The sequence below is a fragment of the Serratia sp. EC4 genome (assembly GCF_059652115.1).
The window spans coordinates 81,840-96,716 of record NZ_JBNIDE010000007.1; the positions used below are offsets into that span (position 1 = coordinate 81,840).

General features: G+C 59.7%; 14 protein-coding genes. 6 read left to right on the top strand and 8 right to left on the bottom strand.

The genetic code is table 11. From position 1 onward, the window contains the following. Positions 1 to 18: 18 nt before the first annotated feature. From ACP39K_RS18490 to ACP39K_RS18515, 6 genes are all read right to left on the bottom strand, one after another. A complete protein-coding gene (locus ACP39K_RS18490; protein ID WP_016930417.1) occupies positions 19 to 1,023 on the bottom strand; it encodes a fimbrial protein in 1,005 nt (334 codons plus the stop codon). A gap of 14 nt (positions 1,024 to 1,037) precedes the next feature. After that, a complete protein-coding gene (locus ACP39K_RS18495; protein WP_004930909.1) occupies positions 1,038 to 1,649 on the bottom strand; it encodes a fimbrial protein in 612 nt (203 codons plus the stop codon). An 11-nt stretch (positions 1,650 to 1,660) separates the two neighbouring features. Further along, positions 1,661 to 2,407, bottom strand: a complete 747-nt coding sequence (locus ACP39K_RS18500) for a fimbrial biogenesis chaperone (RefSeq protein ID WP_016930416.1) — start codon at positions 2,405 to 2,407, stop codon at positions 1,661 to 1,663. Between the two features lie 24 nt (positions 2,408 to 2,431). Then, positions 2,432 to 4,918, bottom strand: a complete 2,487-nt coding sequence (locus ACP39K_RS18505; RefSeq protein WP_042706109.1) for a fimbria/pilus outer membrane usher protein — start codon at positions 4,916 to 4,918, stop codon at positions 2,432 to 2,434. An 86-nt stretch (positions 4,919 to 5,004) separates the two neighbouring features. Continuing rightward, positions 5,005 to 5,556 carry a fimbrial protein gene (locus ACP39K_RS18510; protein WP_060445003.1) on the bottom strand — a complete coding sequence of 184 codons (552 nt, stop codon included), beginning with the start codon at positions 5,554 to 5,556 and terminating at the stop codon, positions 5,005 to 5,007. A 91-nt stretch (positions 5,557 to 5,647) separates the two neighbouring features. Further along, complete coding sequence (locus ACP39K_RS18515) at positions 5,648 to 6,178, bottom strand: fimbrial protein (protein WP_015379342.1); 531 nt, start codon at positions 6,176 to 6,178, stop codon at positions 5,648 to 5,650. A 757-nt stretch (positions 6,179 to 6,935) separates the two neighbouring features. Between ACP39K_RS18515 and ACP39K_RS18520 the strand changes: the two genes are divergently transcribed. The 5 genes from ACP39K_RS18520 to fetB all read left to right on the top strand — a co-directional run bounded on the left by ACP39K_RS18520 (position 6,936) and on the right by fetB (position 10,443). Next, positions 6,936 to 7,349, top strand: a complete 414-nt coding sequence (locus tag ACP39K_RS18520; RefSeq protein ID WP_033639183.1) for a YuaE family lipoprotein — start codon at positions 6,936 to 6,938, stop codon at positions 7,347 to 7,349. Between the two features lie 29 nt (positions 7,350 to 7,378). Next, entirely contained in the window at positions 7,379 to 8,488 is a 1,110-nt protein-coding gene (locus ACP39K_RS18525) for an FKBP-type peptidyl-prolyl cis-trans isomerase N-terminal domain-containing protein (RefSeq protein ID WP_115116391.1), read from the top strand. Between the two features lie 37 nt (positions 8,489 to 8,525). Continuing rightward, entirely contained in the window at positions 8,526 to 8,813 is a 288-nt protein-coding gene (locus ACP39K_RS18530) for a FaeA/PapI family transcriptional regulator (protein ID WP_004930885.1), read from the top strand. A 192-nt stretch (positions 8,814 to 9,005) separates the two neighbouring features. Then, positions 9,006 to 9,683, top strand: a complete 678-nt coding sequence (fetA, locus tag ACP39K_RS18535) for an iron efflux ABC transporter ATP-binding subunit FetA (RefSeq protein WP_033639186.1) — start codon at positions 9,006 to 9,008, stop codon at positions 9,681 to 9,683. Next, positions 9,670 to 10,443, top strand: coding sequence for an iron efflux ABC transporter permease subunit FetB (fetB, locus tag ACP39K_RS18540; protein ID WP_004930878.1), 774 nt, complete (start codon positions 9,670 to 9,672; stop codon positions 10,441 to 10,443). Before fetA ends, fetB begins: the two co-directional genes overlap by 14 nt. Positions 10,444 to 10,480: 37 nt before the next feature. Here the strand turns inward: fetB and ACP39K_RS18545 are convergent, their stop codons facing one another. Beyond that, positions 10,481 to 11,317, bottom strand: a complete 837-nt coding sequence (locus ACP39K_RS18545) for a TIM barrel protein (RefSeq protein ID WP_261267698.1) — start codon at positions 11,315 to 11,317, stop codon at positions 10,481 to 10,483. Positions 11,318 to 11,349: 32 nt separating this feature from the next. Then, positions 11,350 to 12,792: a sugar porter family MFS transporter gene (locus tag ACP39K_RS18550; protein ID WP_016930409.1), complete on the bottom strand. Its 1,443-nt coding sequence runs from the start codon at positions 12,790 to 12,792 to the stop codon at positions 11,350 to 11,352. 556 nt (positions 12,793 to 13,348) lie between these two features. Here ACP39K_RS18550 and ACP39K_RS18555 point away from each other — a divergent pair. Continuing rightward, positions 13,349 to 14,854, top strand: a complete 1,506-nt coding sequence (locus ACP39K_RS18555; RefSeq protein WP_497008751.1) for a CoA-acylating methylmalonate-semialdehyde dehydrogenase — start codon at positions 13,349 to 13,351, stop codon at positions 14,852 to 14,854. The last annotated feature ends 23 nt before the right edge of the window (positions 14,855 to 14,877 follow it).

Genomic DNA, 14,877 nt, shown 5'->3' on the forward strand with positions numbered 1-14,877 from the left:
TTTCCGTTCCTCCCTCGGTTACTGGAATGCCGCCACGATGGTGGCCGATGCGTTGAATTCCCCTTCGCCGATCTCTGCGCCGCCGTTGGCGAACGGCGCCGCCACCAGGTTCCAGGAGCCGCCGTTGCCGATGTTCGGCACCGGGTAAAACTCATTCGGGATAACCAACTGGCCGTTGTGCGTCAGCCGGATGCCGAGATCGTTCTTGTCGGTTTTGAACACCTCGTTGCTGAAGGAGGCCGCCGTGCCCGACACCGCCAGCTTGATATTCAGCGTGCCGTCCTCGAAGCTGCCGCCCTCGCACTGGAAGCGCACCGGAATGCTTTGCGGGTAGTTGGAGCCGTTGAGATCGCTGCCGCCGATCTCGCCGAACTCCACGTTGATCAACTGGCCTTCGTTCACCACGCATTTATCGGGCACGTAGAGGATTGCGGACTGGATAAACACCTGCGCCATCGGATTGGGGCCGAAACCGCCGTCGGTCGAGCCGAGGCGGCCGTACATCTCGATGATCTGCCGATCGTTAATCTCAACGCCGTTAATGATTTTTTTGCGCACCCGGAAGGTGATCTTGCCTTTGGAGCCGCTGCCGTAGTTGTTGACCTGTAAGTACGGCGGCTGGCAGCGGTGTTGGCTCAGCAAATTCGATTCGTTGTAAAAAGGCACGGTGACGTAGGCGTTCTTGTTGCCGGCAATCCACACCTCGGCTTTTAAATCCAAAAAGTCATTCAGCTTTAAATAGCCGTTGCCGTAGTCGGAGGGGGGCAACGACGAATCAGACTTGTAAAAGTGCGGGCTGGTGGGGATAGGGGTATCGCAATACACCTTGCCGGTATAGGTGCCGCCCAGATCATAGGGAAACAGTTTGGTGAACCCCACCTGGTTGGTGATGTTGCTTTCATTCAGATCGATATAGAACTGTTTGGGGCCGCCGTCCGGCGTGACGTAGCCGTTGGCCCAGGCGGCGGGGGCCGCCAGCGCGATCGCCAGCGGCAGGCAGAGTTTGGTCAGTTGTGTTTTCATCGCGTTCTCGAGCCTCACAGGTAAATCACCTGAATGTGCGCCACGGCGGCGAAACCGGCGGCCATCACCGCCCGCTGGGTGGATTCCACGCTGGCGCTGAACCACAGGGTGTTGCTGCCGGGTTGCAGAATGTAGGGGCGGCTGCGCTGATTCAGCTCCAACGCCTGGCCCTGCTGGTCTTGCAGCCGCAGGCCGATGCCCTGTACGCCGCCGTTCAGCTTCAGCAGCGACGGGTTGTCGACGTCGCTTTCGCCGAGAAACACCAGCGTGGCGGCCTGTTCACCCTGCAGGTAGAGGCGGCCGGCGTCGCCGTTGCGCGGGCCGGCCGGATTATCCGCCAGCGCGCGCGCGCCCAGCAGGCAGTTGCGGAACGAGAGGCGAAAACGCACCGGCGCGCTGCGATCGCCGGCGTTGCGGAAGTCGCGTGCGCTGACGTCGCCCAGATCGACGGACTGATCCCGGCTGTCCGGCGTCAGGCTGCAGGGAGAGCTGAGCAGGCCGCCGTGAAAGCTGACGGTGCCGGTGGTGCCTTCGATCACGCCCAGCGGCGTGGCCGCCAGCGCGCCGCCGCCGCACAACAGCGCGCCGAGCAGCAGCGGGCGCAGTCGATCGGTGAATTCAGCCATGCTGGACCTCCTTATTTTTTCTCGGGCACGGCGGTGCAAACGCTGCCGTTGCAGGCGAAGCGCAGCTCGGGGTGGCCGCCGTAGTCGTTGATGTAGGTGATGACGAAGCTGTTCATGCCGGTGTCGTGCAGCTTGAGGCTTTCGCTGGATTTCGGCTTCAGCATCAGCGGTTGAAAACCGCCGATCGCGCCGCCGCCCTGTTTTTGCGTCTGCCGCGTCATGCCGGTCAGGGTGATGTAAAACGGCGTCGGGTTGTCGACGGTGATGGCGCCGCCGCTTTTACGGAACACCAGCTTTTCCTGCCACACTTCACCCTTGGGCGCGACAATCGCCTTAGGCCGGTAGAACAGCTTGATCTGCGTTTGCAGCGCCAGCTGCATCACGTTGGTTTTGGTGCTTTTCGGCGGAATTTCGCGCAGGTTGAAGTAGAACACCGACTCGCGATCCTGCGGCAGGCGATCCGCCTCCGGCGTCTTGGTGATGCGCACCACGCTGCGCTCGCTCGGCTCCACGCGCTGCAACGGCGGCAGCACCACCAGCGGCGAGGTGATTTTCTGATGCTGCTCGTTCTCCAGCCAGGACTGCGCCAGGAAAGGCAGTTCTTTGTTTTCGTTGACGATATTCAGGCTGATCGATTTGGCGTCGCTCACATAGACGGCGCGCGTGCGATCCAGCGATATCGCCGCGTCGGCGGTGGGCAGTACGGCGCTCAGGGCCAGGCCGGCGGCGGTCAGTAGCGTTATCGGGTGTTTGTTCATGTCATTATTTCTCAGCGTTACGGATTACAGGGTGGCGCACGGCAGCAGCAGCTGGTCCAGCGGCTTGGCGGCGCCCGGGATCACGATGCGGCAGCGGCGTTGGCCTTCCCAGGCGACGTCCAGTTTTTCCTCCGGCTGTACGCCGGTCAGGTAGACCGAGCCGCCGTCGTTGACCACCGCGACCTCGCGGCCTTTCTCGCTCAGCACCGCGGCGCCGAACGGCGGTTCGCTGCCGTCCGCGAGGCGAATGGTGGCCAGCAGCTTGCTGCCTTTCACCACCTCGAAGTGGCGGTAGCCGATGGCGCCTTCGGTCAGCGTGCCTTGCACCACGGCGCGAGTGGCTTCGACGTCGTCCGCCAGCTTGTTGACGTCGATGCGGGTGTCGGTGTTGTAGTAGCTGGTGATGTCGGAAATCACCGCCAGCCCGAAACGGTTGCTGTAGGCGCGGCCGTTATTGATCGGCACGCCGGCGATGCCGTCGGTGTCGAGCATCATGCGGCTGCCGCCGTTGCTCGAGTTCTGATGCGCCGCGATACCGTGCCGGGTCGCGGTGAGACCGCCGCGGAACGAGCCGCCGATCGACGAGTAGCTGTCCTGCTGGTAAGAGGCGCTGGCGTTCAGCGAGCCGAACGAGGCGTTGTGGGTGTAGTACCCGCGCGCCAGCGATTTGCCGGACTGGTTAAAGCCGCCGCTGACCTGCCAGGTATTGTCCGGATCGCTGTAGTCGTTGTACGACGCGGTCTGCGTGACGTCGCCGTTGTTGGTTTGCAGCGCATAGCCGACGCGCCGACGATCGCCGATCGGTACGGTGAAGTTGATCATCACGCTGTCGTCGGTGCGGCCCTGGTAATAGGTGCGGTAAGCCGACAGCGAGGCGGTGATGTTGCTGATATCGCCGATGCTGAACAACTTGCTGGTCGACAGCCCGTAACGATCCTGGGTTCGCGCGTCCCAATAGGTCTGGTGCGAGTAGGTCAGATAAGTGGTGATCGCCCTGGCGCTGTCTTCCGCCATAAAGGTTTTGCTGGCGGTGATGGTATACAGCTCTTTCTGACGGCCGTTGTAATTCTTGTCGTAATCGCCGTAGCGCTCCTGCAGATACTGCGACATGTTCATGAATTTGCGTTGCGAGAAGCGGTAGCCGGCGAAGGTAATCTGGCTGTTCAGCTCGTCGAAGCGTTTGGCGTAGTTGAGCTTGAACGACATGCCGCTGGCGGTCGGCTCGCCGGGCAGGCGAGCGATCGACTGGGTGACGTCCAGCGACATGGCGCCGAACACGTTCAGATCGCGGCCGAGGCCGAGCGCCCAGGCGTTATAGTCGCCGCCGAGCAGCGCGCCGCCATACAGCGACCAGGCGTTGCTCAGCCCCCAGGAGAAGTCGCTGGCGGAAAACAGCGGCCCCTGGGTGCGGTGATCGTAGGCCGAGGTTTTGCCGAGCGCCACGTTGTAGCGCACGTAACCCGGGCGGGTCAGGTACGGAATGGTGGCGGTATCCACCTGGAAGGTCGAGACGGTGCCGTCCTGTTCTTCCACCTTGACGTCCAGCTTGCCGCGCACCGAGCTGTTGAGATCCTGAATGGCGAACGGCCCGGCGGGCACGGTGGTTTCGTACAGCGTGCGGCCTTCCTGCGAAACGGTGATCTTGGCATTGCTCTTGGCGATGCCGCGCACTTCCGGCGCATAACCCTGCAGGTTGGGCGGCAGCATGCGCTCGTCGCTGGCCAGGTTGAGGCCGGTGAAGCGATAGGCGTCGAACACCCCGGAGTCGAGATAAATCTCACCCAGCGTCAGCTTGGCGGCCTGCATCGGCAGCGCGCGATAGGCGTAGATCTGGTTCCAGTCGAAACCGGTGCTGCGATCGCCGGCCTGCTGATTGTAATTGGCCTGGTAGTCCGCGCGCAGGCGCCAGGGGCCCAGGTTGGCGCCCAGCGTGCCATAGCTGCTCAGGTTCTGGGCGGTGTTGTTGTTGTGGCTCTGCTTGCCTAACTGGCCGCTCAGGTTGTAGTCCAGCAGCAGGCCGGGAATGCCGTCGTCCCACTGCTCGGGCGGCGTCCAGTCGGGATCGGAGTATTTCATCCACGCCTGCGGGATGGTGATCGCCAGCACGCCGCCGCCGATGCGATCGGAGATGGTCGCGCCTTTGATGCCGCGAATGTCGGCGCACTGGTTGTCGTGCCACAGGGTGATTTTTTTGGCCGCTTCTTCTTTCAACGCCATTTTTTCCACCAGGTCAGGCGGCAGGCACACCTGGCTGCCGCTCTTGTTATCCGGTGACGGGAAATACTGAATGCTGCGCTGGGGCAGCGTTTTCTGGTTGATCTTGATGTCCAGCAAATAAGCGCCGGGCATGACGTAGTCGGCGTCGGAGAAGCGCGAAAGATCCACTTTGCTGCGCTCGCCGATATCCAGGACGTCGGTATTGAATTCCGTGGCGGAAAATGCCGGACGCACCCAGAGGAAAGATAGAATGACGAGGAGAGGTAGGTGTTTCCGTGTCAGTAATGACGTCATAGCATAATCACTCATGGCAAGTCCGCGCCCAATAGCAGGTCATCCGTACGACCTGAATACGTAATGCTGTGCAGCGCCCGCCGGCGCTAGAGATAAGACAGGGTGAATTTGGCCAGAGAGCTGAAGCCGCCCGCCCGCGCCTTGTCGGGATGCAGGCGCAACTGCGCGCCAAAGCGCAGCGTGTTGTCGCCGGCGACGATCTGGTAATCCGCCGTCGTGCTGCCGAGCGGGATCGGCGCGCCGGCATCGTTCAACAGCTCGATAGCCACGCCCTTCGCCTCGCCGTAAACGCCGAGCAGGGACGGATCCCCGCTGTCGGCGGTGCCGTCGAACGTGACGTTGGCCGCGCGATAGATGAAGTCAGGCTTCACCTGGCTGGCCAGCTCGCAGTTCACCAGTTTGATCGTGAAATGGCGGCGGCTGCCGATCAGCACCGACTGCCCGTCATGCGAGGCATCGGTCATGGAAATCAGACCAAAATCGACGGTTTGATCCAGGCTGTCGCTGGCGATGCCGCACGGCGTTTCAACGATGGTGCCGCCCAGGCTGACTTTGCCGTGGCCCTGATTTTTCGCTGCCGCCGCCGCGCTGCCGACGCTGAGCGCGATGAGCAACAGGCCGCAAAGGCGGATAGTCATGCTGGCGTCTCCCTGTCTTTCCCTGTTCCCTTGCCGGTATCCTCGGCATGCAATAAAGCGGGGGATGCCCTGAGACATCCCCTGTGGGGTATTACAGGTAAGCCAGAGTGAAGTTCGCCACGCTGGTGAAGTCGCCCGGCACCACGGCGCTTGAGGCGCTGCTGCCCTGCAGATAAGCGGCGAATTTCAGCGAGTTGTCGCCGTCGTTCAGGCCTTGACCGTCGGTCGCGGTGCCCAGTTCCACCTCTTTGGAGTGCAGGTTGTCGTAGATCACGATGCCGGCGCCGGTTGCCGTGCCGCTCAGGGCCAGCAGTTTGTTGTTGACCGGATCAGGCGTGCCGGTAAAGGTCACTTTGACGTTTTTCATGGTGGAGATGGAGCAATCTTTCAGTTCGATGTTGAAAGGCTGCATGCTGGATTTACCCTGGTTGGCCAGGATGCGGCTGCTGATCTGGCCCATCGGCACGGTTTGGTCAACGGATTCCGGCGCGACGCTGCATGGCGCATCGATAATTTCGCCGGTAAAGGTGACTTTACCGCTGCCCTGATTAGATGCGGCATGAGCAACAGATGCGGAAGCGAAAGCAATCACGGTTGCCAGCATTAATTTATTCAGTTTCATTTCTCAGGTTCCTGTAGAGAGTTTTTAAATAAAAAGAACAGCACATCTAAATCCCCCGCGGCGGCGGCAACGCCATGTCGCCGTCCGTGCGGTTGGAGCCAGATCCTTTTGCTCTGGGCAATACGCCGACATCCGTTATTTATGAGAAATAACGAGATTTGGAAAATCGATAATGGATTTTCTGGTAAATAAAATACGATTTTTACGTGTGGCGTGTTGCTGGGAATATTCTTGCAAATAATAGTATTACTTGGAAATAGATTTTATTAAATTAAGTCAAATTCAGAATATAAAACCAAAAGGAAAAAGAAACATATTTGCTTTAAAATCAATAGATCGTATACAAATATTATCCAGTATAAATCACTATATAAATAACGATATGCGAGATATTAGATCGGGGGAAATAGGGCGGCACCTACAATTCACAATATTGTTTTGCTAATATCGCTCTGAGGTAGCAGATGATGCATTTCCCTTTAGAAACAAAATATAAAACATAATTCATTGTTTTTATTGTTGTTTAGTGATTTTCTGTTCATGAGGGATTGGGTTTCTTATTCGCGTTTAGTTCGCGTTTAAGCCTAATTGATTAACAATTAAATAACAATTTCACCGGTAGTGAATTATCCTATCACCTTGCGGAATAGGGATTTTTCGCTGCCTAACCCATTTTGATTAATCAAATTAAGGCATGTGCTGCTGCCGTTCGCCACATAATGATGACCTAAGTGACAATTAAAGGATTATAAACGGAATGATAACGATGATTAATGCTTGCGGCGGGCGCCGTTGGGTGGGTTTGACCCTATTTCTGCTGTCTTTTATGGCGCTTTCTGGCTGTGCGGGCGGGAGCAAGACAAAACTGAATTCCGTGAAAAAAATCTCACAGAACAATCCTAATGATAAATCCGATGAGCAACGCATCGCGCTTTGTCAGCAGCGGGTTAATTCATTAAAGAATATTAATCCGCAAAGTTACCAAAAACGCATCGCCTATTTTAATGGCCTGCTTTCCAACGCTTCGGGATATGCCGGGGTGCGCGGCAACGTGGATGAGAGTACCCGTAAAGCGATTGATGCTCTTTATCAATATAAAACCGAGAAATTCTGCGCCGACGTCGAGCATGAGCTGATGTCCGATCTGTCCAGCCGGGTTGAGAATCTGTAGCCATGAAGCGATGCGCGCAAGGATGGGCGATGGCTCTTTTGCTGTTGGCGGCGAGCGGGGCCGCTTGCGCCGCCGATGACGGCATTCCCGCGCTGTTGAAGTTTGCCGAACAGCGGCAGGCGCCACCGGCCGCGCCCAGGGAAGACACCGTGCGTCAATCGGCGTCAGCACCGGCCGCCAAACCGGCCGCTATCGTCGGGGCAGACAGCGCTCGTTTAACGTCGTTGAAGCAGTCTTTGCAACAGCAGACGGAGAAAATCCGTCAGTTGGAGCGGCAGTTGGCGGCGGCTCAGGCCGCGGCGGTGCCGAAACGGGAACCGGCCGTCGTCGATATTCGGCCGCTGGCCGATGCCCTGAAGGGATTGCGGCACGCCGTTGCGCCGGTGCCTGAAGTGAGCGTGCTGGCCGCTTCGTTAACGCGGGCCGAACAGCGCAGCGCAAGTTTGGCGGCGCAGCTGGCGCAGCAGCGCCGGCGGGTAGAGACCTTGCTGGCCGAACGGCAGCAGGCGGCCGAGCCGCCCGCGCTGGCCAGCGAGGCGGACAAGCAGGCGTATGCCGCCGGCGTGTCGCTCGGACGCGACATTCTGCATCTGCAGCAGGAGAACCGGCGCGCGGGGTTGGAAGCGGATACCCAGCTGTTGCTGGCGGGCATCGCCGATACCCTGGCCGGGCGGTTGCGGCTCGATGAAACCGCCATCGACGGCGCGCTGCACACGGCGCAGCAGCGGTTGCAGCAGGCGCAACAGACGCAGGCGCCACCTCGGGATGACAACGCCTACCTGGCCAATTTCGTCCGTCAGGAGGGGGTCAAGCAGGATGCGCTCGGTTTCTATTACCGGGTGGACTATGCCGGCAGCGGGGCGATCGGCGCCGATGATCGGGTGGATATCGTGGTGCGCGAAAGCCTGACCGACGGCCGGGTGGTCAAAGACATGGAGCTGGCGGGGACGGTGATCTCGCAGCCGTTGACGCGCTACCCGCCGCTGTTTCGCGCGGCTATCGAGAAGCTGCAGCGCCACGGCGCGATCACGCTGGTGGTGCCGCCGGCGCTGGCGTACGGCAAACAGGGCAACCCGCCGGCGATCCCCCCGAATGCCACCATGATTTACACCCTGCGCATCGCTGACGTGCAGCCGTGAGCGGGGTGCTCAGTAGTAACCACTCAGGAGGAATGCTATGGCCAAGGCGCCGAAAACGTTTGAAAGCAGAAAATCGCTGATGCTGAATGTGTTGCAAGGATTGTGCAGGGAGCGTGTGGAAGGATCTGGGGGCCATCATCCTCCGCCGGAGCAGTGGCCGAAGACGCGCGAGCTGGCGGATAAATGCGGCGAAAATATTTATACCACCCGCACCCTGCTGCTGGCGCTGGAAAAGGAGGGTAAGGTTCACTGCACCCACCGCAGCATCAACAATTCCCTCCGCTGGTACAGCTGCGACGAACAGGCAGCGATAAAAAAAGAGTGATTCGACCCTGGCGGTCGCTTTTGACTATTTCTACAGCTAATCATTAATTAAATTTATCATTTGACGGAGCGTTTCGCTCCGTCAATCCTCCCCCCTTCGTTCGCTGCCATCCGCACAGCCATTGCTAAGATGTTTTTGGCGGCCATATACTTATCGCTCAGACGGGAACAGGTGTAGGGAGCCGGCATCGTAATGAAGGAAAAGAAAGACATACTGAGATTGGATGATATTCATTATCAAATAGACAGTCAGGTGATCCTGGATTCCGTCTCTTTCACGCTGGGTGAAGGCGAGTTCAAACTGATCACCGGGCCTTCCGGTTGCGGGAAAAGCACCCTGCTGAAAATCATCTCTTCCTTAATGGATCCGACCAGCGGAAAGCTCTATTTCGAGGGTCAGGCGATCGACGAGATGTCGCCGGAGGCGTATCGCAAGCAGGTCTCTTACTGCTTCCAGACGCCGTCACTGTTCGGCAATACGGTTTACGACAATCTGGCGCTGCCTTACCAGATCCGCCAGGAACCGCCAGCCGAGCGAAAAATGAAGGCCGATCTGGCGCGTTTCGGGCTGCCGGAGGCGATGCTGACCAAAAGCATCAATGAACTGTCCGGCGGGGAGAAGCAGCGGGTGTCCCTGATCCGCAACCTGCAGTTTATGCCCCGGGTGCTGTTGCTCGACGAGATCACCAGCGCGCTGGACGAGGAAAACAAACGCAACGTCAATGAGATCGTGCATCAGCTGGCGGCGGAACACCGGCTGGCGGTGCTGTGGGTGACGCACGATACCGAAGAGATAGCGCATGCGGACGAAGTGATCACCCTGCGCGCGCACGGCGCCGAGCAACAGGAGCAACAACATGAATCAGCATAACATCACCAACGAATCCTTGGGCTTGTCGATGGTGCTGGTGGTGGTCGCCATCCTGATCAGCCACCGGGAAAAGCTGGCGCTGGAAAAGGACATTATCTGGAGCATCTGCCGCGCGGTGGTGCAGCTGATCATCGTCGGCTACGTGCTGAAGTATATTTTCGACCTGGATAACGCCGTTCTCACCGTGTTGATGGTGCTCTTCATCTGCTTTAACGCGGCCTATAACGCCAAGAAACGCAGCAAGTACGTCGAACACGCGTTCGTGACGTCGTTTATCGCCATCACCACCGGCGCGGTGCTGACGTTGGCGGTGTTGGTATTGACCGGTTCCATCGAATTTACGCCGATGCAGGTGATCCCCATCTCCGGGATGATCGCCGGCAACGCCATGGTGGCGGTGGGGTTGTGCTACACCAACCTCGGCCAGCGTTTCAAAAGCGAGCAGCAGAAGATTCAGGAGATGCTCAGCCTGGGAGCGACGCCCAAGTTCGCATCGGCGGCGCTGATCCGCGACAGCATCCGCGCTTCGCTGATCCCGACCGTGGACTCGGCGAAAACCGTTGGGCTGGTCAGCCTGCCGGGCATGATGTCCGGGCTGATCTTTGCCGGCATCGACCCGGTGAAAGCGATCAAATACCAGATTATGGTGACCTTTATGCTGCTTTCCACCGCCAGCCTGTCGACCATCATCGCCTGCTATCTGGCTTACCGTAAGTTCTACAACGCGCGCCACCAACTGGTGGTCGGCAACCTGAAGTAACGCCATGAAAAACGGCCTCCGCGGAGGCCGTTTTTTTTTACCCTTGCAGCAGGGCGATGCTCTGGCGGATTTCCCGTTCGATATCGGCCTCGCTCCAGCCGTCCAGCTGTGAAGAGAAGGGCTCGAAGGCGTAGACGCCGGTATAGCCCAGGCGTTCCAGGTTCTGCACCTGGCGGCGGCTTTCCAGCCGGTCGCCCTCGCTCAGCATAATGCGTTCTTCGTCGCTCAACGCGCCTTTATCCCGCCCGTCCTCCACGCCGGACAGATGCACCAGGCCGATCTGCGCCACCTGGATCTGCGCGTCGAAGTCGGCCTGCGTCACATCGCTCAGGTAGTGGTGGAACGTATCGAGCACGATGCGGTACGGCGCGCCCGAATCGCGGATGATCGCTTGGGTCAGCAGCGACGATCGCAGCGAGCTGATGCCGAAGCCCAGCGGTTCGACGTATCCCTGCACGCCATAGCGGGCAAACAGCGGCGCCAGCAGACGCAACGCGGCGAGGGTGTCGTCCCGTTTTTGCTGCTCGCTGCGCGTGTCGTCGGCGCTGCAGTGCGGGCACAGCACCAGCGCCCGGCTGTGGATAGCCTGCGCCTGCGCCAGCAACGTTTCGGCGCGCTGCTGCAGCGCCGCCGGGTCATCCACCCGATTGAACATGCCGAGGGCGTTGATCGTGACGATTTCAATGCCGTATTGCTCGGCGAGCGCGTTGAGCTGCGCGTTACTCAGATCGTCGGTCACCTTGCCGCTGGGCATGTCGTTGCGCAGCTCAACTTTGCTGAGCCCGCAGCGTTTCACCAGGCGGAAAAAATTGTCCAGATCGAGATTCGGCGCGATCTTGCGGTTAATGCAGAAGCGGTTCAGCGCAATGGTCATGAGGCATTACTCCAGCGGTCAGGGGTGAGAGATCAGGATTTGCCGTTTTCCAGCGGCAGCGGCTTGCCGTCGGGCAGGGGTTGGCGGTGGCGTTTGGCCAGCACCACCTGTTCCATTTTTTCCAGCGAGACGCCTTTGGTTTCCGGAATATAGCGGCCGATAAACCAGTAGCTGAACAGGCAGCAGGCGGCGAAGATCCACATCGGGAAGGCGCCGTGGAAATGCGAGAACAGGTAAGGGTGGTCGTTGATCATCGGGAACGACTGCGACACCGCGAAGTTGGCGACCCACATGCAGCCGACGGCGATGCTCATCCCCTGCGCGCGCATGCGGTTCGGGAAGATTTCCGATACCAGCACCCAGGCGCCGACGCCCCAGGACAGCGCATAAAACACCATGAAGAACAGCATGCCGAACAGCGCGAAATAGCCGGTGGCCTGCGTGTAGAGCGCGTACGAGGTGAGCAGCAGGCCGGCGATGGCGCCCAGCGTGCCGTAACGCATCAGCGGAATGCGGCCCATGCGATCCATCAGCATGGCGCCGATGACCGAACCGACCAGCTGCAGCACGCCGATCCAGATGGTCTGGAACAGCGCTTCCTGCGCGTTTTCAGTGACGGTTTTCAGCACCACCGGCGCGTAATACATCATCACGTTGACGCCGGTGACCTGCTGCAACATGGCGATCATGCAGCCGACGAACAGAATGAACCGCACCCGCACATCCCCGTAGTTCAGCTTCCGGTGCTGCTGCTGTTGATCCTGCTGCAGCGAGTCTTTGATTTCTTTCAGCAGATTCTGCGCGTGGGCGGCGTTGGATACCTTGGTCAACATCGCCAGCGCCTGATCGTCGCGGCCCATCATCACGTTCCAGCGAGGCGATTCAGGAATGACGAACACCAGGATGCAGAACAGAATGCAGGGGATCACGCCCGAGGCGAACATCCAGCGCCAGCCCATTTCCACCAGCCAGGCTTCGCTGGCGATGCTGGCGATTTTGAAGTTGACGTAGAAAATCACGATCTGGCCGAAGACGATGGCGAATTGCTGCATGCTGAGCGCCCGCCCGCGCATGTCTTTCGGCGACACCTCCGACATGTACATCGGCGACACGGTGGCGGCAATGCCGACCGCCAGCCCGCCGATGATGCGGTAGATGACGAACCAGGTGAAGGTCGGGGCCAAGGCTGCGCCGACGGCGGACACGGTGAACAGCAGCGCCGCCAGCATCAGCGCCTTTTTACGGCCCCAGCGCGCCGCCAGCGGCCCGGCGGCGAAGGCGCCGACCACGCAGCCAATCACCACGTTGGAGACTGCCCAGCCGGTTTCGGCCGGGCTGAGATCGAAATAGGCTTTCAACGCTTCGATCGCGCCAGAGATCACGGCGGTATCGTAGCCGAACAGAATGCCGCCCAGGGCGGCGATGCCGCAAATTCGCAATATGTAGCCGGTATTGTGCTTACGCTGATATGACATGTGTTGCTCCGATTTTTATCCTGGCTTCCGTCCGCACGGTTGGGGTGTCGGGAAGGGGGCGAGCGGAAGGGTGTGAACCGTGCCTGTCATCAAGGCGATGTCGTCGATAAATGCTGGAACAAACAAGAACATTTATTTCATAATTAGTGAATAATGGAATATTGATTTTTAGATCCAGTTCAAAAAAAACCGTCACCTCTGTGCCGGGTCTCTTGGGCGAACGAGGGCGTGCGGTAACGGCGACAGGGTAGGCGCAGTGCGGGTTTTCTGTAGCAAAGTCAGTGTGCATTCCCCCAACTTTCGCCGCCGCCGTTGCGCTTTCCCTGGCACGGCAATGCAAGCGCTCGCCCGATCGACACCGCAAAATTGCGACTTCACGCACTAAAAACAAATTTTTCAAAACAATTTATTTGAAACTTTTTTTTCAATGAAATAGAGTTTGCTGCATCCGGTCAGGATTTAGCCGGCTTGCCGACGGAGTTTGGCGAGCGGGACGATTAACGCCGCGCCGCCTGGGTGTGGCCAGGCGACAGCGGACTTGAAAAGAGGGCGTGACATGAAAACCGTGGGTAACTTTATTGACGGGCAGGTGTGCCTGAGCAGCAGCAATCAAACCGTCGACGTGCACAACCCGGCCAGCGGGCAGGTTGAGCGGCGCGTTACGCAGAGCACCGCCGCCGAAGTCAAACAGGCCATCGACGTGGCCCACCGGGCGTTCGCCGACTGGTCGCGCACCACGCCGCTGCGCCGCGCGCGCATCATGTTCAATTTCAAGGCGCTGCTGGAACAGCACCGCGACGAGCTGGCCGAGCTTATCGTCAGCGAGCATGGCAAAGTGTATTCGGATGCGCTGGGCGAACTGACGCGCGGCATGGAAGTGGTCGAATTCGCCTGCGGTATCCCGCATCTGATCAAGGGCGAGTATTCGCCGGACGTCGGCAGCGGCGTCGACAGCTTCTCGCTGATGCAGCCGCTGGGCGTGGTGGCGGGCATTACCCCGTTCAACTTCCCGGCGATGGTGCCGATGTGGATGTTCCCCATCGCGCTGGCCTGCGGCAATACCTTTATCCTCAAGCCGCCGGCGCTGGTGCCTTCGGCCTCGGTGCGCCTGGCGGAGTTGCTGAAAGAAGCCGGCCTGCCGGACGGCGTGTTCAACGTGGTGCACTGCGCCAATGAAGATGCGGCGCAGCTGTGCACCGATCCGCGCATTCAGGCGGTGAGCTTCGTCGGTTCCTCCACCGTGGCGGAACATATCTATACCACCGCCAGCGCGCACGGCAAGCGGGTACAGGCCTTCGGCGCGGCGAAAAACCAGGCGATCGTCATGCCGGACGCCGATCTGGACGCCACGGTCAACGCGTTGATGGGCGGCGCGTTCGGCTCTGCCGGCGAGCGCTGCATGGCGCTGCCGATCGCCGTGGTGGTCGGTGACGATACCGCTGACAAACTGATCGCCAAACTGAAGCCGCTGATCGCGCAGCTCCGCGTCGGGCCGGGCTTGCAGCAGGGTGGCGAAGAGAATGAAATGGGGCCGCTGGTGTCGTCCGCCCATCAGAAAAAGGTGCTGGGCTACATCGATCTGGGCGTGGAAGAAGGCGCCACCCTGGTGGCCGACGGCTGCAATTATCAGGTGCCGGGCTACCCTGAAGGCTACTACGTCGGCGGCACGCTGTTCGACCATGTGAAGCCGAACATGCGCATCTACCGCGAAGAGATCTTCGGGCCGGTGCTGGGCATCGTGCGGGTGCCGGACTATCGCACCGCCATCGACACGGTCAACGGCCACGAGTTTGGCAACGGCAGCGCCATCTTTACCGGCAGCGGCCACTACGCGCGTCAGTTCGTGCAGGAAGTGCAGGCCGGGATGGTCGGCGTCAACGTGCCGGTGCCGGTGCCGATGGCGTTCCACAGCTTCGGCGGCTGGAAGCGCTCGGTGTTCGGCGCGCTGAACGTGCACGGCACCGACGGCGTGCGCTTCTACACGCGCATGAAGACCGCCACCGCGCGCTGGCCGGCCGGGCAGCAGACGGTGTCCGAATTCAGCATGCCGACGCTGGGTTAAGCGATCGCAGAATATGAGCGGGC

Bases quoted from the DNA above. Each gene is read 5' to 3' on its own strand.
- ACP39K_RS18555 (WP_497008751.1), top strand. From the start codon at position 13,349: ATGAAAACCGTGGGTAACTTTATTGACGGGCAGGTGTGCCTGAGCAGC.
- ACP39K_RS18500 (WP_016930416.1), bottom strand. From the start codon at position 2,407: ATGAACAAACACCCGATAACGCTACTGACCGCCGCCGGCCTGGCCCTG.
- ACP39K_RS18550 (WP_016930409.1), bottom strand. From the start codon at position 12,792: ATGTCATATCAGCGTAAGCACAATACCGGCTACATATTGCGAATTTGC.
- fetA (WP_033639186.1), top strand. From the start codon at position 9,006: ATGAAGGAAAAGAAAGACATACTGAGATTGGATGATATTCATTATCAA.
- ACP39K_RS18495 (WP_004930909.1), bottom strand. From the start codon at position 1,649: ATGGCTGAATTCACCGATCGACTGCGCCCGCTGCTGCTCGGCGCGCTG.
- ACP39K_RS18510 (WP_060445003.1), bottom strand. From the start codon at position 5,556: ATGACTATCCGCCTTTGCGGCCTGTTGCTCATCGCGCTCAGCGTCGGC.
- ACP39K_RS18505 (WP_042706109.1), bottom strand. From the start codon at position 4,918: ATGACGTCATTACTGACACGGAAACACCTACCTCTCCTCGTCATTCTA.
- ACP39K_RS18545 (WP_261267698.1), bottom strand. From the start codon at position 11,317: ATGACCATTGCGCTGAACCGCTTCTGCATTAACCGCAAGATCGCGCCG.
- fetB (WP_004930878.1), top strand. From the start codon at position 9,670: ATGAATCAGCATAACATCACCAACGAATCCTTGGGCTTGTCGATGGTG.
- ACP39K_RS18525 (WP_115116391.1), top strand. From the start codon at position 7,379: ATGGCTCTTTTGCTGTTGGCGGCGAGCGGGGCCGCTTGCGCCGCCGAT.
- ACP39K_RS18515 (WP_015379342.1), bottom strand. From the start codon at position 6,178: ATGAAACTGAATAAATTAATGCTGGCAACCGTGATTGCTTTCGCTTCC.
- ACP39K_RS18490 (WP_016930417.1), bottom strand. From the start codon at position 1,023: ATGAAAACACAACTGACCAAACTCTGCCTGCCGCTGGCGATCGCGCTG.
- ACP39K_RS18520 (WP_033639183.1), top strand. From the start codon at position 6,936: ATGATAACGATGATTAATGCTTGCGGCGGGCGCCGTTGGGTGGGTTTG.
- ACP39K_RS18530 (WP_004930885.1), top strand. From the start codon at position 8,526: ATGGCCAAGGCGCCGAAAACGTTTGAAAGCAGAAAATCGCTGATGCTG.